Raw genomic sequence first — 22010 nt, forward strand, 5'->3', positions numbered from 1 at the left:
ATATGGAAACAATAAACAAGAAAATACTTTTAGTAGAGGATGACCCAAATTTTGGGATTGTATTGAAGGATTATTTGTCAATGAATGACTTTGATGTCACTTTGGCCAAGAATGGAATGGAAGGATTTGAGAAGTTCAAAAAAGATAATTATGATATCTGTATTTTAGATGTGATGATGCCTTATAAGGACGGTTTCACGTTAGCGAAAGAAATTCGTGAAAAGAATGAGAATGTTCCAATTGTTTTTTTGACGGCAAAAACAATGAAGGAAGATGTTCTTAAAGGATATAAAGCTGGTGCAGATGATTATTTGAACAAGCCTTTTGATTCTGAAGTTCTACTTATGAAATTAAAAGCGATTCTTCAAAGAAAAGCTTCTAACGGATTGGCGGATAGCAAGAAATTTGAATTTACAATTGGTGGTTTCCACTTGAATTCTAAATTAAGATTCTTGAAATATAAAGATGAGGAATCAATCAAACTTTCTCCAAAAGAGAATGAGTTATTGCGTTTATTGGCTTTACATGAAAATGATTTAATGCCAAGAGAGCTTGCGCTGACTAAGATATGGAGAGATGATAACTATTTTACATCTCGTAGTATGGATGTTTATATTGCTAAACTACGTAAGTATCTTAAGGTTGACGATACAGTTGAAATATTGAACATACATGGTGAAGGTTTCCGTTTAGTTGTAAAGACTGAAGGTGAGTAATCTTACCAAGAACTATAAAATAAAAAAGCGTCCTACTGGGATGCTTTTTTGTTTTATAACTTTTCTATAATATCCTTTACAATTTCATTGGGAGTTTGATCTATAGAAACTGTAAGTGCATCTTTTGGAGTTTCAAGATCATCAAATTGAGATTGCAATAAGCCTTTTGGCATGTAATGGTTTTCTCGTTTGTTTAGTCGGGCTTCTATGAGTTCAAAACTACCATCTAAAAAAACAAATTGATGTTTGTTCTCTAAATTTTTGCCAAGTATAGTTCTGTATTTTTCCTTAAGGGAAGAGCAAACTATAACAGCGCCAGTCTCTAAATTTTCAATACCTACCTCATTAAGTTTCTCTAGCCAACCCTGGCGATCATCATCGTTTAATGGTTGACCTTCTCTCATTTTTTTCACGTTCGCTTCTGGATGAAAACTATCACCATCAAAAAAAGGAAATTGTAATTTCTCTGCTAACAGTTGACCAATGGTAGATTTGCCACTACCGGAAACACCCATTAAGAATAAGATTTGCTTTTTAACCATGTTTTAAATTTACAATTTCATTATCAATTTCTTGTAAAAGACTTTTAGGTGTATAATTATACTCAATCCATTTGGTGTCCTTGTTTCTTAAAAACCAAGTGAGTTGTCTTTTAGCAAATCGTCGTGTATTTTTCTTTATTTCAGATATAGCGAACTCTAAGGTCCATTCATCATCGAAATAATTAAAAAGCTCTTTGTAGCCTACAGTTTGCAAAGCATTATAGTCCTTATAATTAATTAAGCTTTTAGCTTCTTCTAAGAGACCAGCTTCAACCATTAGGTCTACACGTTGATTTATGCGTTCATAAATTAAAGGTCGCTCAGCTTTAAGACCTACAGAAAGAACTTTAAATGCTCTTTTTGTTTTTGGTTTGTTCAAGAACGATGAATAGGGAGTACTGCTACCAATGGTAACTTCTAACGCCCTGATCACTCTTTGGGGATTATAAATATCTACCTTTTCAAAATATGTAGGGTCTAATTGTTTTAACTTCTTTTGTAGAGCTTTAATACCATTTTCTGCCAATTTGGTATTTAGATCTTCACGAATCGATGGGTCTACAGTAGGGAAGTTGTTTAGTCCATCCGTAACAGCATTTACATACAAACCACTACCACCAACCATAATTACCACATCATGAACTTTAAAAAGATCGGATAGTTTTTGAATGGCTTCTCTTTCAAAATCACCCACAGTGTATTGTTCGGTAATACTCTTATGTTGTATAAAATGGTGTTTTGCTTGAGATAGCTCTTCTAAACTTGGTACGGCAGTACCAATATTCATTTCTTTAAAAAACTGTCTAGAATCGGCTGATATAATTTCTGTACTGTAGTGTTGAGCTAAAATTATAGCCAATTTGGTTTTCCCGATGGCTGTTGGTCCAACTACCGATATAAGAATTTTATTCATTTAAAATAGATCCACAGTTATAACAATGAGTAGCATCATCTCTATGACCTTCTTTGCTACATGTTGGGCAACATTGTGTATTCACATGAACGTAACTCCCAGATTCTTTTAGATTAGAAGTGTCATCTCTATTTTGTTTAGAGAATTCAGCAGTAACCATACCTGTTGGTACGGCAATGATACCATAACCTAATAGCATAATTATCGTTGCAATTGCTTGCCCTTGTGGTGTTATAGGAGCAATATCGCCATAACCAACAGTAGTTAGTGTAACAATGGTCCAGTATATGCTTGTAGGTATGCTTGTAAAACCAGCTTCATCACCCTCTACCAAATACATTAGAGTACCCATCATAACAGATGCGATAAGTACGGCAAATAGAAATACGGTAATTTTCGCTCTACTCGCTTTTAATGCTCTTTTTAATTGAGAAGCTTCACCTAGAAAACGAGCAAGTTTTAAAATACGGAAAACACGTAATAACCTAAATGCGCGAACGGCTAAGAGAACTTGTGATCCCGCAAAAATATAGGAAATGTAAAGTGGTATAGTAGATAGGAAATCTATGATACCGTAAAAACTGAATATATAGGCACTGGGTTTTCTTATAGAAATAATTCGTGCTATGTATTCAATGGTAAAGAAAATGGTAACGATCCATTCAAGTACAAATAGAATTTCATGGTATTCTGCGTCAATAGCTTTTACACTTTCTAGCATGATAAGAATAACACTGAAAATGATAATTATGAAGAGAATAATATCGAACAATTTACCCATAGGGGTATCTGCTTCATAAATTATTTCATGAATTTTATGTTTCCAAGGTGATAGTTTTTCGTCTTGCTTCAAACTAATCGTTTATTTCAATTATTTTAAGTACCCGCTTCTTTCTCAAATAAGATTCAATAAGATAATTAGCATCACGAGTACCGTTCATTGGTGTAATTATACTTTCTAAGATATGAATATTATTTATTTGATAGTTCAAATCATAGAATCCGAATCCTACTAAAGAACCATTTTTAAGCAAAATAGCACTTTGTTCCCCAATTTCTCTACCCTTGTCAACCACAACAACCTTATTTGCTTTAATGCTGTTTTGTGTAGTTGCGGCAATAACTCTTTTATTGTATTCTTCAACGTCTTCTTTGTTTATACAAGCGCCTTTACAATTACCATCATCATAGGCGGAACAATTATTTCGAGCTTCACTGATACCGTTTACTTTTTCGCAAAGACCAAATTCCTTGGTAATTTTATATAAATAATTCTTAGCACTGAATACACCGTTAAAAAGCCCTAATGGTTCTTTACATTCTCTATAAGGTTTAATGTCTAAAGAAAAATAACCATTTTCGTTTATGCTTTTGCAAATAGCGTGGCTATACATTCTTTTTTTAGGAATGCTACTGTATTTAGGTCTCAGTTTTAAAAGTTCTTCATGTTCCTTTAAAATAGCAACAAGTTCATTACCCGTAAGTTCAAAAGTAACTTTTTTGGTGTCCTTGGTTAGCTTTCTAGATTTATCATTGGTCTTGGTGAATATCTGATTGACCCTCTTTTTTATATCGCTTGTTTTGCTAAGGTGAATAATGTCTCCATCTTTATTATGCATATAAAACACTCCGGTTTTGTTCGGTAGGTCTCGCACAATATCCAATTGTTTTTCAGAAAGTTCACCTTGGGTTTCTTTTCTTATAGTGTCTTTGATTATTATTTTTTCAGAATCTTTGGCAAGTAAAAGTTTAAACAATTTTATAGTTGCCAAAGCATCGCCATTAGCGCGGTGTCTATCACTTACCGGTATACCTAGGGATCGTACCAATTTACCTAAACTGTATGATTCCGCATCTGGTAACAAAAGCTTAGATAGGTCTACGGTACAAAGGGTTTTGCGTTCAAAATTATAGCCTAAACGTCTAAATTCGGTTCTTAGAATTCTATAATCGAACTGGGCATTATGGGCTACAATTACGGTATCTTCCGTAATTTCGATAATACGTTTGGCAACCTCATAAAATTTAGGTGCCGTTCTAAGCATTTTACTATTGATACCTGTTAGTTTAACCACAAATGGTTGTATATCCCTTTCAGGATTTACTAAGCTAATGAATTTGTCAACTACTTTTTGTCCATCAAATTTGTGAATAGCAATTTCGGTGATTCCCTCTTCATTAAATTTTCCTCCGGTAGTTTCAATATCTAAAATTGCGTACATGTATTATAATATAATTTGTGGGGTAGTAATGTTTTAGATATTAATTTCTAGACCCAAAGATACTACTTCCTATACGTACCATGTTACTGCCTTCTTCAATTGCGATTTTATAATCACCACTCATACCCATAGAGAGGGTAGTAAAATCGGTATAGTTATTACTAAGTTTTGTATAAAGTGATTTTAAACCGCTGAACTCCTTGCGAACCTGATCGTCATTATCAGTAAAGGTTGCCATGCCCATTAGACCTACAATCTTTACATTTTTGTAAGCCTTAAATTCTTCGTTGGCTACCAATTCAAGTATTTCTTCTTCATTAAACCCAAATTTTGTGTCTTCTTCGGCAATATGTACCTGAAGTAAACATGAGATGGTACGATTGTGTTTTTCTGCTTGCTTATTAATTTCTGCCAATAATCTTGGGCTGTCAACCCCATGAACCAAAGAAACGTACTCAGCCATGTATTTGACTTTATTGCGCTGTAAATGACCGATCATATGCCATTCAATATCTTTTGGTAGGTTCTCCCACTTTTCTGTCATTTCTTGAACCCTGTTCTCTCCAAAAACACGTTGCCCCTCATCATAAGCTTCCTGAATAAATGACATTGGTTTTGTTTTAGATACGGCAACTAAGGTTACGGTATCAGGAATGGTTTTTTTAATGGCTAATAGGTTTTCTTTTATAGACATATAAACTTCAATTCTAGAATGCTTTATTTAGTGAACTGATTTGATACAACTTCAGCTTTTCTGTTTGCGGAATAATCGTAAAACCCTTCACCGGATTTTATTCCCTTTTTTCCTGCCATTACCATATTTACAAGTAATGGGGATGGTGCATATTTAGGATTTTTGAATCCGTCATACATCACGTTTAAAATAGAAAGGCAAACATCTAATCCTATAAAATCCGCTAATTGTAACGGACCCATAGGGTGCGCCATACCTAATTTCATTACCGTATCTATTTCTTCAACACCTGCAACGCCATGATGCAATGTTTCAATAGCTTCATTGATCATAGGCATTAAAATTCTGTTAGCAACAAAACCAGGGTAGTCGTTCACTTCTGTCGGTATTTTTCCTAATTCTTTAGAAAGCTCCATAATTGAAGTTGTGGTCTCGTTAGAAGTGCTATAGCCTCTAATAATCTCCACTAATTTCATTATGGGAACCGGATTCATAAAATGCATTCCAATAACTTTTTCAGGTCTATTGGTAGCTGCGGCAATTTGAGTTATGGAAATAGAAGAAGTGTTCGATGCTAAAATGGTATTTGCATCACAGACATCATCAAGCTCTTTGAAAATTTTTAATTTGATGGTTACATTTTCCGTGGCAGCTTCAATAGCAAGATCTACCTTTGATACGCCTGCTTTCAATTCTGTAAAAGATTTGATATTTGCTAGTGTATTTTCTTTATCGGATATCGTTATTTTTTCTTTAGCTACCATTCTGTCCAAATTCTTGGCTATGGTGGCAAGACCTTTATCTAAAGCTTCTCTAGAAACATCAATTAAGTGAACTTGAAATTTGTTTTGGGCAAATACGTGGGCAATTCCGTTGCCCATTGTTCCTGCACCTATAACTGCAATTGTCTTCATATTTTATTTGGATTAAATGCTGCAATAATTTGTAGCGCAACTTTTAGCGCTTGTGTACCTTGTTTTAAACTTACAACAGGAGTTGTGTTATTGTTTATAGCGTCTGCGAAAGATTCTAGCTCATCTAAAATAGCGTTATTAGTCTCGATAGATGGGTTTTCAAAATAAATCTGTTTTTTAATACCTTCTGCGTTTTGTAGAATCATATCAAAATCTCCCGGTTCTTTAGGGGCATCTTTCATTTTCACGACTTCCACTTTCTTCTCAAGAAAATCTACCGAGATATAAGCGTCTTTTTGAAAGAAACGAGATTTTCTCATGTTCTTTAAAGAGATTCTGCTAGCCGTTAAATTTGCTACACATCCGTTAGCAAACTCTAATCTGGCATTTGCAATATCTGGAGATTGACTAATTACCGAAACTCCGCTAGCATTTACCTGTACTACTTCAGAATTTACAACACTTAGAATAGCGTCAATATCGTGAATCATTAAATCTAGAACAACGGGCACATCGGTGCCTCGTGGATTAAATTCAGCCAATCTATGGGCTTCAATGAACATGGGGTCTTTTATAGCGTGCTTTACAGAAGTAAATGCAGGGTTAAAACGCTCCACATGTCCCACTTGTCCCTTTACTCCAAATTCCTCTTCTAGTTCAAGTAGTGAATTAGCTTCTTCTAGGGTGTGTGTAATAGGTTTTTCAATAAAAATATGCTTACTTTTTTCGATGGCTTTTTTTGCACAATCGTAATGCGAAAGGGTAGGGGTTACAATATCAACGACATCAACGGCATCAATTAAATCATCAAGACTTTTGAAATAAGTATATCCAAATTCCGAACTAACCTTTTCTCCATTAGAACTATCGGCATCGTAAAAACCAACGAGTTCATATTTTTTAGATTCATTTAGAAGTCTAAGGTGGATTTTACCTAGATGCCCAGCTCCTAAAACACCAACTTTTAACATTTGTTTCGTTTTCCTCAAAAATACGCATAGTTAGGTACTTTTATCCTATGCAAGATTTCAATTTTAGAAAAAATAAATATAAGTTTTCGTTGGTTCTTCCGTCGTTTAAAGAACTTTATTAACTTTGAAGGACAAACCGACTACCATTGAAAGATACCTTAAAACACAGGGGAATGCGCAACCATTTAGCGCAAGTATTGATAGACAAAGGAATAGCTGATAAAAGTGTTCTGGATGCTGTTAGAGAAATACCTAGACACTTATTTATAGATAGTAGTTTTGAGGGGCATGCCTATCAAAACAAAGCTTTTCCTATTGCTGCGAACCAAACAATTTCTCACCCGTATACCGTTGCTTTTCAAACTGAATTATTAGAACTTGAGCCAGGGCAAAAAGTTTTGGAAATTGGTACCGGTAGTGGTTATCAGACCGCAGTACTTTTGAAATTAAAGGTAAAAGTCTACACCATTGAAAGACAGCTGGAATTATTTAAAAAGACTAATATTTTCTTCAAAAAAATGGGTTACCGTCCTAAACAGGTCATTTTCGGGGATGGGTATAAAGGTTTGCCTAAAGAAGCTCCATTTGATCGTATTGTTGTAACCGCAGGCGCACCTTCGGTTCCTAAAGCTTTATTATCGCAATTAAAAGTAGGGGGTAGGTTGGTGATACCCATAGGTTTTGAAGAACAGATAATGACATTGTTCGTGAGAACTACAGAAAAGGAATTCTCTAAGACAGAATACGGTTCATTTAGATTTGTACCATTGTTAGAGAATAAAAACTAGCCGTTAAAATTCTTCTTTATACGATCAAGATCTCTCTTATTGTCGCGGTCTTTTATAGATTCTCTTTTATCGTAAAGTTTTTTACCTTTCGCTAATGCAATTTGCATTTTAGCAAAGCCTCTTTCGTTTACAAAAACACGAAGGGGTACTATGGTTAAACCAGAGGTATTTACTTCTTTACTGAGTTTTTTAAGTTCTCTTCTCTGTAATAGTAATTTACGCGCAGCTTTTGGTTTGTGGTTAAAGTGAGATGCATGGGAATATTCGTCTATCTGCATGTTAATAACAAATAGCTCATCTCTATCATTGAATTCACAAAAACTCTCTGAAATAGACGCGCGACCTTCTCTGATAGCTTTAATTTCGGTACCGGCTAAAACGATACCTGCCGTATATTTATCTAAAAGCTCGTATTCAAAACGAGCTCTTTTGTTCTTAATGTTTATTGTATTCTGCATCACAGGCAAAAGTAAGAACATTTGAATGAATGTCTTAGCCTTTTAAAAGTTATTGCTAACGATATTATTTTAATCTGGACAGTTACAGTTGAAAATTAATTTTTCTACTGAAGATATGCCGTTAATGATCTTAACGATAAACAAAGTTCCGTTTTCGCTATCATCAATGTCATAATACTTTTGTTTGTCAATTAATTTATTTACAAATTCAGGAGTATTGTTACTGTGACCAACGATTAAAACATTGCTATTTAAATTGTCGGCTTTAAATTGAGCAATGTCAATAGTGCTAGGGTCGTAATACTGCACATCAATATTTTGCTTAACAGAAGTAGGTGCTGCTGTCATTGCGGTTCTGTTATAGTCTGTAGAATAAATAGCGTTCAACTCTGTGTCGGCAAGAATTTCTGCCCAATGCATAGCCCTGCCCAAACCTTTTTGGTTGAGTTCAGGGTCAGAATCATCAGGATTGTTTCTATTCTTTTCGGCATGTCTTATAAGATAAAATGTCGAAATTGAAGTTTCTTCTTGCGATGTATCAATAACTGGCTCATCTTTGCAGGAAAGATTGATTGCCAGAAAAATTAAAAGAACAATTTTTAATGCTTTCATGAAATTTTGTTTGGTGTATTGATTTAATAACTAAAATTAGTTCAAAATAGTACTATAAATAGTCTATTTTTTGTTTTTTTGCATATGAAAAAAATTTGTGGGGCACTTCTTATTGGTTTTGTAGTTCTAGGTATAAAGGCTCAAGAAGTCGTACTTCCTACTGATTTTAGGCAACAAAATCTTACTGAATATAACAGTAGTTTAATAAATCCTGCTTATAGTTTAGACCGTAATAACCCCTCTTCAGTAGCATTGTGGACTAGATGGCAATGGCAATCTTATGATGCGGACCCAACTTCATTATTCTTGAATTATACAGCAAGACTAAATGATGTATCTGCTGCTGGTGTTGGTTTTTTTCAGCATAATACAGGAATCTTCTTAAATACCGGTGCGGCTCTTAACTACGCTCATACAATAGAGTTGAGTGAAGGTATTATTTTAGGAGTTGGTTTAAACGTTTTTGCTTTTCAACAGAAATTGGCAGATGATCGCTTTTTTATTCCTAACCCGTTACAGACTACAGCAGAAAATGATTTTATTCTGCAAATGGCACCAGGAGTTAATTTGAGTATTGATAGATTCAATATTGGTTTGGTATCTGAGAATTTATTTGACTATAATTTCTCTTCCAATGAACGAAATACAAGTCCTGAAGATAGAATGTTTCAAGCTTTGGTAAGTTATGATGTTCCCGTTAGTGTATTGAGCACGGATGATAGTTCTGTTTTAAGACCTATGCTGTATTATAAGACTATTCCGGGACTAGACAATCAAGTGGGAATGACGGCATTGTTAACAACCAACAAATATTGGGCGCAAGCAGGTTATAATAGTTTCTACGGCTTTTCCGGTGGTGTAGGAGGGCGTTTCTTTAAACGCTTCTCTTTTGGTGCCTTAATAGAAGTAGGCACAAGTTCAGATTTAAAAGGTCAAGATCCATCGTTTGAATTGGTGACATCTTATAAATTAGGAACACTACAAACTCCTGAAGAAAAACTTGAAGAACAATTAATTGCAGAAGAGAAAAAACAAAAAGAGGGAGCGCTAGTTAAACAAGAAGAGAATACCGTTGTATCTAATGAACTGTCTAAAGCAGAAAAGTTAGCTCTTAAAAGAGAATCAAAAAAGCAGGAGCGTTTAGCTCTTATAGAAAGTAAGAGAATTAAAGATTCCATTCAAAATGTCACGAATACTTCTAAATTGGTTGTTAAGGAATCTAGGAGAGATATTAGAAGAAAAAGAGATTCTATAGAAATTGCACGAAAAGAACAAGCAATAGCAGCAGCTAAAGCTTTAAAACAGCAGAAGCAGCAAGATTCAATAGCAGCAGTAATGAAAAAGGAGGCTGCCGCTGTAGCACTAGCCCAAAAGCAGAGACAAGATTCAATTGCACAAAGTGAAGCCATGGCAATGAGAAATGAAGTTGTAAAGGTAAGAGCAGGAGAGAAATATGAAGAAGTAACTAAAGAGGGTTCTTTAGAGCCTGGATATTACCTGATAGCAAATGTATTTGGTACTAAAAAGTACTTGGATGCTTTCTTGGCGGATATGCATAAGAAGGGGATTGATGCTAAATCGTTCTTTAGACAAAAGAATAAATATAATTACGTATACCTGGCTAAATACAACTTCATAAAAGGTGCAAGAGAAGCAAGAGATTCCAAACTTGGAGGAAAATACACTGATAAAATATGGATATTCAGGGTAACGGGTGAGTAGAAAACTTATCCGTTGTCAGATAATGTTATTTATTAGTACAAAGTCAAGAATAGTATTGAAATTTACTTTAATTCTCTTTTGATTAATACATCTAAATACGTAACCGTGTTCAATAAATATTTACGGTCCTTTGTAATGGTAGCCATTGAAATTGCTCCTTGAATAATCGTGAAGAGTTGTTTTGAGAACTGTAGTGGCGAAACTGGTAGTTTAAACTCTCCGTTATTAATGCCGTTTTCGAAGACCAAGGCTATTTTGCCCTCAATTTCCTTAATTGTTTCTTTTGCCGCGGCAGCAAGTAGTTTGTTATTGTGTTGAGCGTCTATGCCAACATTTAAAATAGGGCAACCACCCATTTTCATTGTAAAAATGTCATACTTTTTATAAAAGTCAAGAAGATTTTCAATTTTAGCCATGGCATTACCTTCAATTGATAAGTGCTCATCGATACCAGTAAGCAATAAGCTTCTATTGTATTCAAACGCAGCTAAGGCAAGAGCCTCTTTATTTTCGAAGTTGCCGTAAAGTGCACCTTTAGTTAAATTGGTGGCGTCGGTTAAATCGCTCATACTGGTGCCTACGTACCCATGTTTGTTGAATACAGGTGCGACAGTCTCAATAATAAATGCGGTAGTTCTTTCGGCTTTGGTTGACATAATAGACTGTTTTATGTAAAGATAAATAATCTATACTGTATGGTATATATTGTTCATAAAAAAAGCGCTCATATATTTCATATGAACGCTTTTCTAACAAATTTTTAAAATTTAGACTGTAATTTCCTCTTGATTCCTAAAAACTAGACCATTCTCAAAGGCGTCAAGTAATACAACGCTATCGGCTTTAATTTCTCCGCTTAGCAAAGCTTTGGACATATTGTTCAGAACCTCTTTTTGGATTGTCCTTTTTACAGGTCTTGCGCCAAATTGCGGGTCGTAACCTTTCTCTGCCAAATAATCTATAGCTTCTTCTGTAGCATCTAAAGTAATTTGTTGATGGTCTAACATTTTCTTTAAACTATCTAGTTGAAGTCTTACAATTTCTTTGATGTTGTCTTTTGTTAAAGGAGTAAACATGACAATGTCATCAATTCTATTTATAAACTCAGGTCTTACAGTTTTCTTTAATAAACCTAGTACTTCAACTCTAGCAGCTTCAGTTGCGCTATAAACGTCTACTGCATTTTCAAAGGTATCTTGAATGATATCACTACCCATATTACTGGTCATGATGATAATCGTATTTTTAAAATCTGCAACACGACCTTTATTATCTGTCAGTCTACCTTCATCCAATACTTGTAATAAGATGTTGAACGTATCTGGATGTGCTTTTTCTATTTCATCTAACAACACCACAGAATATGGTCTTCTACGCACGGCTTCGGTTAATTGTCCGCCTTCATCATAACCTACATATCCTGGAGGTGCACCAACAAGTCTACTGACCGAATGTCTTTCTTGATATTCGCTCATGTCTATCCTTGTCATGGCATTCTCATCATCAAATAAATAAGATGCCAATGTTTTAGCCAACTCGGTTTTACCAACACCTGTTGTTCCTAGGAAAAGAAACGAACCAATAGGTTTTTTAGAGTCTTGTAAACCGGCTCTACTTCTTCGTATAGCATCAGAAACCGCTTCAATAGCTTCTTCTTGACCAACTACGCGTTTATGAAGCACCTCTTCAAGCTTTAATAGTTTTTCGCGTTCACTTTGCAACATTTTAGTAACAGGTATACCTGTCCATTTTGCGACTACTTCAGCGATATCATCACTAGTGACCTCTTCTTTAATCAGGGTTCCTGCATGTTGCTGCTCGGCAAGATCATCTTGCAATTTAGTCAGGTTTTCCTGTGCTTCTTTAATTTTACCGTACCTGATTTCCGCTACTTTACCATAGTCACCATTTCTTTCGGCACGTTCGGCTTCGGCTTTAAAATTCTCAATATCCAATTTTGTCTGCTGAATATTGTCAACAACCGATTTTTCACTTTCCCATTGAGCAAAAATTTCGTTTCGTTCTTCCTTTATGTTAGCTAAATCTAGATTTAATATCTTTAATTTTTGCTTATCGTTTTCGCGTTTGATTGCTTCAATTTCAATTTCAATCTGCATAATCTTACGATCTAAAACATCTAATTCTTCAGGTTTAGAATTAATTTCCATTCTAAGTTTAGAAGCCGCCTCGTCCATAAGATCAATAGCCTTATCCGGCAAAAATCTATTTGTAATATATCGTTGCGATAGTTCTACTGCAGAAATAACCGCCTCATCTTTAATGCGAACCTTATGGTGTGCTTCATATTTCTCTTTAATACCTCTAAGAATCGAAATTGCACTTTCGGTATCTGGCTGGTCTACGACAACTTTTTGAAACCTTCTTTCTAGGGCTTTATCTTTCTCAAAATACTTTTGGTATTCATCTAATGTCGTTGCACCAATGGATCTCAGCTCACCTCTTGCTAGCGCTGGTTTAAGAATATTTGCAGCATCCATGGCTCCTTGACCGCCACCTGCACCAACTAGTGTATGTATCTCATCAATAAATAAGATGATATCACCATCTGCGCTCACAACTTCTTTTATAACTGCTTTTAAACGTTCTTCAAATTCCCCTTTGTATTTGGCACCTGCAATTAAGGCGCCCATATCTAGGGAGTAAATTACTTTATCCTTTAGATTTTCGGGAATATCTCCTTGAATTATTCTATGTGCCAAACCCTCTACAATAGCGGTTTTACCAACACCTGGCTCACCAACAAGAATAGGATTGTTTTTTGTACGTCTCGATAGAATCTGAAGGATTCTACGAATTTCCTCATCACGACCAATAACCGGATCTAGTTTACCGCTATCAGCAAGTTCATTTAAGTTCTTGGCGTACTTTTTTAGTGAGTTGTAACTATCTTCGGCACTTTGAGAAGTAACTTTCTCTCCGTTTCGCAATTCGCTAATAGCAGCAATAAGATGCTTCTCTGTTGCTCCTTGATCTTTTAAAATTTGGGCTATTTTACTTTTAGATTTTAAAATAGCTAGAAAGAGGTGTTCTATAGAAACATATTCATCTTCCATATTTTTGGCGATGATACTTGCCTCGTTTAAAGTTTTACCGGCTTCTCTTGAAAATTGAATATCGCCACCTTCCACTTTAGGAAAGCTAGCTAACTCTTTTTCAATGATTTGTTGAACCAAAGAAAAGTTGATTCCCAATTTTTTGATTAAAAAGGGCATCACATTTTCTTCAACCTCGGTAAGGGCTTTAAATATATGTTCGTTCTCAATTTGCTGATGTCCTTGATTTTGGGCAATCAGCTGGGCTTGTTGAATAGCCTCCTGTGATTTTATAGTGAAATTATTTATATTCATTTTCTTTCGGTTTATGTTATTTGTAATACTTTTGATATGAAATAGTCAACAACCTTACCAATAGTATCTGTAAGACAAAATGGCTGTTGATTATAAAAAATGAATGACAATTAGTCAGTTGCTGTTCGTTGAAAAGACAATATTAAATTAAGAATTTTATGGGAATATTTGGTGGTTTATTTGGTGGTTCAAAGAGTGATGATGGAGAAAATTCATCTGAAATTCCTTGGATACCTCTTAATACTGTAGATCAACTAAATAATATCAAAATAGCCTCTAAAGGTAGACCTCAGGTAATATTTAAGCACTCCACATCTTGTGGAATCAGTAGAATGGTTTTAAATATGTTTAAAAGCAATTATGGTTTGGAAGATGGGCAAATGGATCTTTACTTCTTAGATTTGTTGGCGAATAGGGATGTTTCTAATGCAGTAGCTTCAGAATTTGGAGTGATGCATCAATCTCCTCAACTTTTAATTATTAAGAATGGGGTAGTGGTCATTCATGATTCGCATGGGGCGATATCAGATATTAAGCTAGAACAATATGTATAAAAAAAGCCCCGTTAATACGGGGCTTTTTTACTAGTTGAAACGTTGTGTATTCAATATGGTCTTAAGATTATTCTTTAAATCTTCTCCTGCATCATAGACCATTTGTTCGTTGCTGGGGAATGGCACCCTTGCAAGTTGTAAAAGAGATACTAAGTCATTATCTAGCGCTCTTTTATCCCCATCATAATTTGCATAAACATGCTCGAATACAAATTGACTTGAAAGAGGGTATTGATTTACTTTCTGTTGCTTTTTTAAATCAATAAAACTAACTACACCCGTTACCTGGGCGCTCTTAAACTGTGTAAATTGATAGAAATCACATCTAACGATTTTAAACTTATCGACCTTTATGCTGTTGCCAAGACTGTCTGTTACTACATTACCATTACGATCTTCAACAAAGGTGTAACCATCTTTAATTTGTCTTTCCTTACTAATTTGCTTCTCTCTAATTTGTTCGGGAGAAATATTGATATCTTGAAAAGACACTTCCATTTGGTAGTCATACAATTGATTTTGTATTCTATTGGTGTGGTATTCTGTCCAATTAGAATTTAATCCGTAAGTATTTAAATTTAATAATTCATCTTCTAGCCTTTTTGGTATAATCTGATCTGTATTATTCGTCATGTTAACGATAACGTAATCTAGTCCTTTTAAATACGCTTCGTCTATTTTGACCTTTACGTCTTTGTAATTAGGGTTGATTTCATCTAAATAATTTAAATCGTTATAAGCTTTTCTAAAATCGGATTTATAGTTTGCGTCTTTAAGTAAAGCAGTGGCATTTGAATATAAAAATTCAGATAACTCAGCTTTAGCGGCCAGTAAATCATCACCGTAATTTTTGAAAATGAAATTTGCTTTTCTGTTTTCGTCTTGTATATATAATGGCAGTAAAGGGCGAATACGCTCTTGAATAGATTTTAATCTATTGTAACTGTTGTATATTTCCTCATAGTTTGCCGCATTGCCATCTTTTTTTAAAAATTTAATATGCTGCAGCTCCCTCTCAGTATTTTTTTTATATCCTTCTTCTAAAAGAATAATGTATTGCTGATTGCTTTTTTTGGTCTTATTTTCTGCAATATTCATTACCGCTTTGTTAATGGCGGTTTCATAATTGCCAGAGTTAAGAGCCTCTTGTGTTTTTTTAACACCACTACATGCAAGTAGTAGTCCGATCAAACTAAATAGTAGAAATTTTTTCATATCTATTATTTTTTAGAATTTATAATAACTATTCAACAGCCATGCCATAAAAGTGTTATTGTTAAACGCAAAGCGATTAAGTATAGTATATTTTCGATGAATTACTAGAGGTAAGTAGATTGTAAGCATCTTACCAATGGATAGTTATTAACTTATTTTGATAAAAAAGTTATGTGATTGTACTCTTTTTTATATTTCATTACTTACGCTATTTGTATTTTTGTTACTTATTTAAAAGATAAAGTACCATGCAACGCGATACCACAATTTTTGATCTTATTGAAGAAGAGAAGCAACGTCAAATCAACGGAATTGAATTGATTGCCTCTGAAAATTTTACTAGTCCGCAAGTAATGGAGGCGCAAGGCTCTGTACTTACAAATAAATATGCCGAAGGTTACCCTGGAAAAAGATATTACGGTGGGTGTGAAGTAGTAGATAAAGTAGAGCAATTAGCAATAGATAGGGCTAAGGAGCTTTTTGGTGCAGCATATGCCAATGTGCAACCACATTCAGGCTCTCAGGCAAATGCAGCTGTGTATCATGCATGTTTAAAGCCAGGAGACAAAATTTTAGGTTTTGATCTATCTCATGGTGGTCACCTTACACATGGCTCTCCTGTAAATTTTTCAGGTAGATTGTATACTCCGGTATTTTATGGTGTAGATAAAGAAACAGGAAGATTGGATTATGATAAAATTCAAGAAGTAGCCACAAAAGAGCAGCCAAAATTAATAATCGCCGGTGCATCTGCATATTCTAGAGATATGGATTTTGAGCGTTTTCGTAAGATTGCTGATAGTGTAAATGCTATACTTCTTGCCGATATTTCTCACCCAGCAGGATTGATTGCGAAGGGCCTTTTAAATAACCCAATTCCTCATTGTCATATTGTAACTACAACTACTCATAAAACATTGAGGGGACCTAGAGGTGGACTGATATTGATGGGCAAGGATTTTGAAAATCCATTTGGGATAAAATTGAAAAATGGAAACTTAAGAAAAATGTCCGCTTTATTGGACTTGGCTGTTTTTCCAGGAAATCAAGGCGGTCCTTTAGAGCATGTTATTGCTGGTAAAGCAATTGCTTTTGGTGAGGCATTGACAGATTCATATGCTACATATATAGCTCAGGTAAAGAAAAACGCCGATGCAATGGCTAAATCTTTTGTAGCGCGTGGTTATAATATCATTTCTGATGGTACTGATAATCATATGATGCTAATTGATCTTAGAAATAAAGATATTTCAGGTAAAGATGCAGAGAAGGCTTTAGTTTTAGCAGATATTACAGCGAACAAAAATATGGTTCCATTTGATGATAAATCGCCATTCGTAACTTCTGGTATTCGTTTTGGAACTGCAGCAATTACCACTAGGGGTTTATTGGAAAGCGATATGGAAAAAGTGGTAGATTTAATTGATCAGGTAATTTCAAATCCTGAAAATGAAGCTATTATAAAAGAAGTAAGGTCTAAAGTAAATGCAATGATGAATACTAGACCAATTTTTAATGCTTAATTAAAAATTAAAAAAAGATTTAGAGTTTTTATTCCGATAAAAACTCTAAATCTCCTCTTACGTAAGTATTTTTATGAACATCGTAAATAGATGCTTCGTCTTCCTTGTCAAGGTAGATTCCCCAGAATTCAGAATATGATTTTGGAGCGGTATTAGTTGGTTCTTCATTTGCATCTATATTCTCGATAATATCTTCGAATATTGGAACAAAGATTTCATATGGTTTTTGAGTAAGACCTCTTGTTAAAAAAACATAGTTAAATGCAATTTGCTTTAAAATATCATTTAATTGTCTTGGTATACTTCTGTCGTAAATACGCTTAATAACAATACTGGTATCATTTAAAAAAAAGGTAAGTTCTTCAATATCTATGGAGTACTTGTTTTTTAAATCTAAAACATCTAATGCATGTTGTAATGGAGATTCTTCTGTACCACTATTACCCCATCTACCTGTATTAAAGTGTGATAGTAGTTCAAGTAAGTCTAAATTACATGATACTTCCAAAACTAAACTAATAGAATTAAAAGTGATATGCTTATTGTTCAGCTTTACATCAGAAAAGTAATAAAAACCAATATCGGAAAGAAAATCATCTATACCGGCAATTTTCTTTGTAAATTCTAATTTAGAATTATTGATAAAATTTTCGTAATTAAAAGGCATATAGGTGGAAATTTATAGCATTCTATAGTATAAAGATACTTTTCTCTCTTTATAATCTTACCTAGGAAAACCTTAGAATTATGGAGGATATACTGATAAAATTTAAAATTAATTTTTAAATTACTGATTATCAAATATTTATATATTTCATCGTTACAGGAAACCTCTGGTTTTTGCTTCGTTTATGAGCGCCAGATCATTACCGTTTTTTACATCGAACAGAGCTTTAAGCTGTCTTTTTCTTGACTCTACCGTCGTATTCGCTGAACCTATTAACGGTGCTATATCTCTAGTATGTATGCCTTGAGAAAGGTGGTAAAGTATTTTTTGGTCTTGCTCATCTATAACGATATTTGTAGACATTCTACGACGTATGGCAGATAGCGCACTAGCGGTGTAATAAGGAGATTCACCCACAATGGTCTCTACCATTGTTTTGAGCGACATTTCATCAATTTCTGACTTTACCATATACCCATCTGGGTTTACGGTTTTGAAAATATTATTGATTCTATAATTATCACTATAAGAAGACATAAATACCACTTTAGATTTAGGTACTTCTGCTCTTGCGACCATTCCTAGGTCAATACCGGTTCTAGGGTCTTTTGATTCTGGTGAGAATAATTGAATATCCAAAAGAATAATATCATAAGGCACTGCGCGTTTAGAACTTTCTATCTTAGCCTTACCCTTTTCAAAATTAGTTGCAATTTCTACCTTAACGTTAAAATTTTTAAAATCAGAATCTTCTAAGATATATTTATATCCAAGCGCTGTCATTTCGTGATCATCTACCGCTAAAATTCTTATAGTGTCCATAGTTTAAGATTCTATTCTTTATTAACGTTATAAAATTACGTATTATTATTTCTCATTTTTTTTAATATTGACTTTAATTGGAATATTCAAAGAAATAGTTGTTCCTTGCCCTTCAGCGGAATCTATATGTAAGGTGCCGTTTAGCTTGTCTATTCTAGAGGTTACATTTCTAATACCAATTCCTTTTTTTCCTTTGTTAACGTTATATCCAATTCCGTTATCGCTCATAATAACTTTAAAATCAACATCATTTCTATAAAAAGTAACCTCAAAGTATGAGCACTTAGAATGTTTTATGGCATTTTGAAAGGTTTCTTGAATAATGCGATATACGTTAATTTTAATTTCACCATCTAGGCTATCCCAGTTTTCATCTTCATTATAAATAAAGATAGTTTTGATTTTCTTAATCTTGTTACTGGCAAGAAGTGTTTCTACAGAATCTGTAAAATTATTTATTTTTTGATATGCACTATGACTCAATTCGTGAGAGATAGACCTAATTTCATTCTCAATTTCTTGTAAAGACCCAAGTGCTTTAGATTTTTCTTGAATTGCTTCGTCTGTTGCGCGCTTGTTTAAACCGGTAAGAATCATACGAGCGCCAAGCATTTTACCAAGAACCCCATCATGTAATTCTTCTGAAATTCGCTTTTGTTCTAAACGCTTAACTTCATCAACCTTTTGCTTCTGCATTAACATTAGATTGAATATCTCTTGGTTGTTCGCCTGTTGTTGCTGATCAAATTTAAGTTTCTGGTTTTTTGCGCGTTGGTTAATTATAATATAGATAGATAAACCAAGTAAAAAGAATCCTGTAGCAATGCCGATCCAAATTTGTTTTTGTTTTGACAGCGTTTCTTTTTCACTTTCAAGCTCAATATTTTCGGCAATAAATTCATCAGTTTCAAAACTTATACGGGCAAATTTGTTCAATTGTTTACGTTCTGCAATTTGTAGACTATCGTTAAGTTTTGTGAATTTTTGGAAATAGTCAGAAGCATGTTGCTTATCTAAAATCGCTAAATATTGCCATGTTTTTAAAAGCTGCTCATTTGAATTACCTGTAATTGATAATTCTTCTGCCAATTTAGCCTTGCTAATTGCCATTAATGTATCTCTGGCGTAAGCCTTATATTCAGCATAACTATGGTAGCTCGACGCCAAACTGCCGGTGTCATCTAATTTTTCTTTTATTTTTATGGCTTTAATTAATAAACGTTCAACGTTTACGGTGTCTTTACTATATAATTTTGCAGTGGCAAGATTACTCATTGCTTTAGCATATAGGCCTGGGCTCTTGGTATATAAGTTATTTGTGCTTAAAACTTTCTCAAAATTTTCAATTGCTTGTGGATACTGTTTGTTATTCCTATAGGTAACTCCAATGTTATTAATTAGACTGGCTTCTTCAATTTTTGAATTAGAAGTTTTTTTTAAATAAAATAATGATTCTTTGTAATAAGAAAGTGATTTATCATATTCTTTTAAATCATTTAAAACGATACCTAAAATATTGTAACAATTAGATAGTTTAATGTCGTTCTTAATTGATTTAAAATGTTCAATAGCTTTTATGGTATTTGCTTCGCTGCCTATATAATCTTTGATTTTCATCTGAATGACCGCCATATTCAAATGCAATTGCCCAGCACTATATTTATCTTCAGTAGTTTCAAATATATCTAGTGCTTCTCCGTAATAAAAAAATGCACTATCCTTTATAGTTCTTTTGTTTAAGAAAGCTCCCAAATCCCAGTAAGCGTTTGCTACTCCTACAGAATCATTAATTCTTTTATTTACGGAAATGGCATTTTTATTTACTTTACGGTACAATAAGCTATCGGTAATAAAATTTTGGTCAATCGATAGTTTAGAGAAATATAATGCTTTTAAGGAATCGTTGTTTGTATTTTCCGCTAGGTTAAAAGCTTTTAGTTGTAGCGCTAATTTTTGTTCTTCAGTAGTTTTGGTATTATTACTTTCAGCTATCCAGATAGAGATACTATCTTTTGAGTTTGTTGTTTCTTGTACAGACTTAGCGGGTTCTTTTTTTGAACAACTAAAGCATTGTAATAGTAGTAGTATTATGAAAAAATGAGGTTTGTTCAAAAAAATGATTTTAAGGGTATGAAAAAACCAAGGTATAAAAAAAGCCTTTAACGAACTCGTTAAAGGCTTTTTAATATTTTAAATCTTGTTTATGCAATTTTCATTGTTGAATTTCCTCTATCGTCTTTTGGTGCATCACAATCATTACATGTCAATGCATTAGAAATATCATTTAGAAAATCGAATTCGTTAGCTGTGTTTTCAATGACTACTGTAGCCATACCTAATGCCATTAATGCAATTGCTAAAATACTTGTAACTTTTTTCATACTGTTTCTGTTTTTTAGGGGTTTTTGGTTTATGATACTACCAAAGTACTACCGTTCGTTTAGCAAAGAATAGCGTATTTTAAGTCTTAAGTAGATGACCTGATTCTGTTAGTAAACGAGTCAATTGTGAGAGAATTCTTTAATTTAATGAAGAAAGAGTGTTTTTAGAAAGAATATTCTTAAGGTTGTTCATATTCTCTCTATATGTTTTTGAAAAAGGAATATTCTCGTTTACTGCTTTAATTGCACAGATAGATTTTCCGAAATTTATACGAGAAACATAACTTGTATTTACAATATAACTTTGGTGAATACGCATAAAATTCTCAGGCAAAGTGTTTTGAAAAGTTTTTAACGTTTTAAACGCATTAATAATTGTACCGTCTTTCATGAAAAATTCGGTGGTATTGTTATCTGCCTTTAAGTAAAGAATATCGTTTGTATTTAAATACTGAAAATCATTATATGATTTTAAACAAATTGTAGCGGGCTCCTTCTCTTTTGGTATTCTTTTTTTCAATTTCAATAAAGACTTACGAATATCAAATTCATTAAAGGGTTGAAGCCAATAATCGAAGAAGCCATTTTTTATAGCATCGTAAGCGTAGTTTTTTGTTGAAGCAATACCAATTAAAATTGGGAGCTCTTTAAGGTACTGGTGAATCTCTGTTACCATTAAAAATACAGAAGCATAATCGTTGTTCAGATTAATGAAAACTATATCTGGGGAATACTTTAAGATATCATTCAATCCTTCAGAAGGATTGCTTGTCGTATTTAAAAACTCAAAATCACCGTATTCTTCTAAAAATGCATTTAACTGCAAATTAGAAACAGCATCTTGGTCTATTATGGTGTATGTGTAGCTCAATGAAAATGGTGTGTACTACGAAATTAAACATAGGTTAGAAAAGGAATACCTAGAATG

General features: G+C 33.7%; 22 protein-coding genes. 5 read left to right on the forward strand and 17 right to left on the reverse strand.

Annotation, left to right across the window (positions count from 1 at the left end; genetic code table 11):
- The first annotated feature begins 2 nt into the window (after positions 1 to 2).
- Complete coding sequence (locus SJY30_RS03825; protein ID WP_027067244.1) at positions 3 to 716, forward strand: response regulator transcription factor; 714 nt, start codon at positions 3 to 5, stop codon at positions 714 to 716.
- A gap of 53 nt (positions 717 to 769) precedes the next feature.
- On the opposite strand, the gene SJY30_RS03830 is transcribed toward SJY30_RS03825, so the two are convergent.
- The 7 genes from SJY30_RS03830 to SJY30_RS03860 are packed head-to-tail and all read right to left on the reverse strand — an operon-like array spanning position 770 to position 6972.
- Positions 770 to 1258 (reverse strand): gluconokinase, encoded by a 489-nt coding sequence (locus SJY30_RS03830; RefSeq protein ID WP_396634282.1) that lies wholly within the window; start codon positions 1256 to 1258, stop codon positions 770 to 772.
- Positions 1251 to 2171 (reverse strand): tRNA (adenosine(37)-N6)-dimethylallyltransferase MiaA, encoded by a 921-nt coding sequence (gene miaA / locus SJY30_RS03835; RefSeq protein WP_396634283.1) that lies wholly within the window; start codon positions 2169 to 2171, stop codon positions 1251 to 1253. The genes SJY30_RS03830 and miaA overlap by 8 nt, the downstream gene beginning before the upstream one ends.
- Positions 2164 to 3024, reverse strand: a complete 861-nt coding sequence (locus SJY30_RS03840; protein WP_396634284.1) for an ion transporter — start codon at positions 3022 to 3024, stop codon at positions 2164 to 2166. The genes miaA and SJY30_RS03840 overlap by 8 nt, the downstream gene beginning before the upstream one ends.
- Before the next feature lies 1 nt (position 3025).
- The gene (locus tag SJY30_RS03845; RefSeq protein ID WP_396634285.1) at positions 3026 to 4393 is read right to left on the reverse strand and encodes an exonuclease domain-containing protein; all 1368 of its coding nucleotides are present in this window, start codon (positions 4391 to 4393) and stop codon (positions 3026 to 3028) included.
- A gap of 40 nt (positions 4394 to 4433) precedes the next feature.
- Positions 4434 to 5087: a YggS family pyridoxal phosphate-dependent enzyme gene (locus SJY30_RS03850; RefSeq protein ID WP_396634286.1), complete on the reverse strand. Its 654-nt coding sequence runs from the start codon at positions 5085 to 5087 to the stop codon at positions 4434 to 4436.
- A 23-nt stretch (positions 5088 to 5110) separates the two neighbouring features.
- A complete protein-coding gene (locus SJY30_RS03855) occupies positions 5111 to 6001 on the reverse strand; it encodes a 3-hydroxybutyryl-CoA dehydrogenase (RefSeq protein WP_396634287.1) in 891 nt (296 codons plus the stop codon).
- The gene (locus SJY30_RS03860) at positions 5998 to 6972 is read right to left on the reverse strand and encodes a Gfo/Idh/MocA family protein (protein ID WP_036154866.1); all 975 of its coding nucleotides are present in this window, start codon (positions 6970 to 6972) and stop codon (positions 5998 to 6000) included. Before SJY30_RS03860 ends, SJY30_RS03855 begins: the two co-directional genes overlap by 4 nt.
- A 146-nt stretch (positions 6973 to 7118) precedes the next feature.
- Between SJY30_RS03860 and SJY30_RS03865 the strand changes: the two genes are divergently transcribed.
- Positions 7119 to 7760, forward strand: coding sequence for a protein-L-isoaspartate(D-aspartate) O-methyltransferase (locus tag SJY30_RS03865; RefSeq protein WP_396634288.1), 642 nt, complete (start codon positions 7119 to 7121; stop codon positions 7758 to 7760).
- Here SJY30_RS03865 and smpB read toward each other — a convergent pair.
- On the reverse strand, positions 7757 to 8218 hold the full coding sequence (smpB, locus tag SJY30_RS03870; RefSeq protein ID WP_348348682.1) for an SsrA-binding protein SmpB: 462 nt from the start codon (positions 8216 to 8218) through the stop codon (positions 7757 to 7759). The two genes, SJY30_RS03865 and smpB, sit on opposite strands and share 4 nt — an antisense overlap.
- A gap of 69 nt (positions 8219 to 8287) precedes the next feature.
- A complete protein-coding gene (locus tag SJY30_RS03875; protein WP_396634289.1) occupies positions 8288 to 8830 on the reverse strand; it encodes a SixA phosphatase family protein in 543 nt (180 codons plus the stop codon).
- Between the two features lie 84 nt (positions 8831 to 8914).
- Between SJY30_RS03875 and SJY30_RS03880 the strand changes: the two genes are divergently transcribed.
- The gene (locus tag SJY30_RS03880) at positions 8915 to 10552 is read left to right on the forward strand and encodes a PorP/SprF family type IX secretion system membrane protein (protein WP_396634290.1); all 1638 of its coding nucleotides are present in this window, start codon (positions 8915 to 8917) and stop codon (positions 10550 to 10552) included.
- A 62-nt stretch (positions 10553 to 10614) separates the two neighbouring features.
- Here SJY30_RS03880 and SJY30_RS03885 read toward each other — a convergent pair whose 3' ends face one another.
- Positions 10615 to 11208 carry a TetR family transcriptional regulator C-terminal domain-containing protein gene (locus SJY30_RS03885; protein ID WP_396634291.1) on the reverse strand — a complete coding sequence of 198 codons (594 nt, stop codon included), beginning with the start codon at positions 11206 to 11208 and terminating at the stop codon, positions 10615 to 10617.
- A gap of 111 nt (positions 11209 to 11319) precedes the next feature.
- Positions 11320 to 13920 (reverse strand): ATP-dependent chaperone ClpB, encoded by a 2601-nt coding sequence (gene clpB, locus SJY30_RS03890; RefSeq protein ID WP_396634292.1) that lies wholly within the window; start codon positions 13918 to 13920, stop codon positions 11320 to 11322.
- Between the two features lie 158 nt (positions 13921 to 14078).
- On the opposite strand from clpB, the gene ytxJ reads away from it, so the two are divergent.
- Positions 14079 to 14474: a bacillithiol system redox-active protein YtxJ gene (ytxJ, locus tag SJY30_RS03895; RefSeq protein ID WP_396634293.1), complete on the forward strand. Its 396-nt coding sequence runs from the start codon at positions 14079 to 14081 to the stop codon at positions 14472 to 14474.
- A gap of 30 nt (positions 14475 to 14504) precedes the next feature.
- Here ytxJ and SJY30_RS03900 read toward each other — a convergent pair whose 3' ends face one another.
- Positions 14505 to 15689: a hypothetical protein gene (locus tag SJY30_RS03900; RefSeq protein ID WP_396634294.1), complete on the reverse strand. Its 1185-nt coding sequence runs from the start codon at positions 15687 to 15689 to the stop codon at positions 14505 to 14507.
- A gap of 248 nt (positions 15690 to 15937) precedes the next feature.
- Here SJY30_RS03900 and glyA point away from each other — a divergent pair, with 248 nt between their 5' ends.
- Positions 15938 to 17212 (forward strand): serine hydroxymethyltransferase, encoded by a 1275-nt coding sequence (gene glyA / locus SJY30_RS03905; RefSeq protein ID WP_396634295.1) that lies wholly within the window; start codon positions 15938 to 15940, stop codon positions 17210 to 17212.
- 28 nt (positions 17213 to 17240) lie between these two features.
- Here the strand turns inward: glyA and SJY30_RS03910 are convergent, their stop codons facing one another.
- The 5 genes from SJY30_RS03910 to SJY30_RS03930 form a co-directional block, all read right to left on the reverse strand.
- On the reverse strand, positions 17241 to 17879 hold the full coding sequence (locus SJY30_RS03910) for a hypothetical protein (RefSeq protein ID WP_396634296.1): 639 nt from the start codon (positions 17877 to 17879) through the stop codon (positions 17241 to 17243).
- Positions 17880 to 18032: 153 nt separating this feature from the next.
- Positions 18033 to 18701, reverse strand: coding sequence for a histidine kinase (locus SJY30_RS03915; RefSeq protein ID WP_396634297.1), 669 nt, complete (start codon positions 18699 to 18701; stop codon positions 18033 to 18035).
- A gap of 45 nt (positions 18702 to 18746) precedes the next feature.
- Positions 18747 to 20813, reverse strand: coding sequence for an ATP-binding protein (locus SJY30_RS03920; protein WP_396634298.1), 2067 nt, complete (start codon positions 20811 to 20813; stop codon positions 18747 to 18749).
- An 89-nt stretch (positions 20814 to 20902) separates the two neighbouring features.
- A complete protein-coding gene (locus SJY30_RS03925) occupies positions 20903 to 21082 on the reverse strand; it encodes a hypothetical protein (RefSeq protein WP_396634299.1) in 180 nt (59 codons plus the stop codon).
- Between the two features lie 139 nt (positions 21083 to 21221).
- Complete coding sequence (locus SJY30_RS03930) at positions 21222 to 21953, reverse strand: LytR/AlgR family response regulator transcription factor (RefSeq protein WP_396634300.1); 732 nt, start codon at positions 21951 to 21953, stop codon at positions 21222 to 21224.
- Positions 21954 to 22010 lie beyond the last annotated feature (57 nt).

The organism is Maribacter sp. R86514, assembly GCF_044597005.1.
In the GTDB taxonomy this organism is placed as follows: domain Bacteria; phylum Bacteroidota; class Bacteroidia; order Flavobacteriales; family Flavobacteriaceae; genus Maribacter.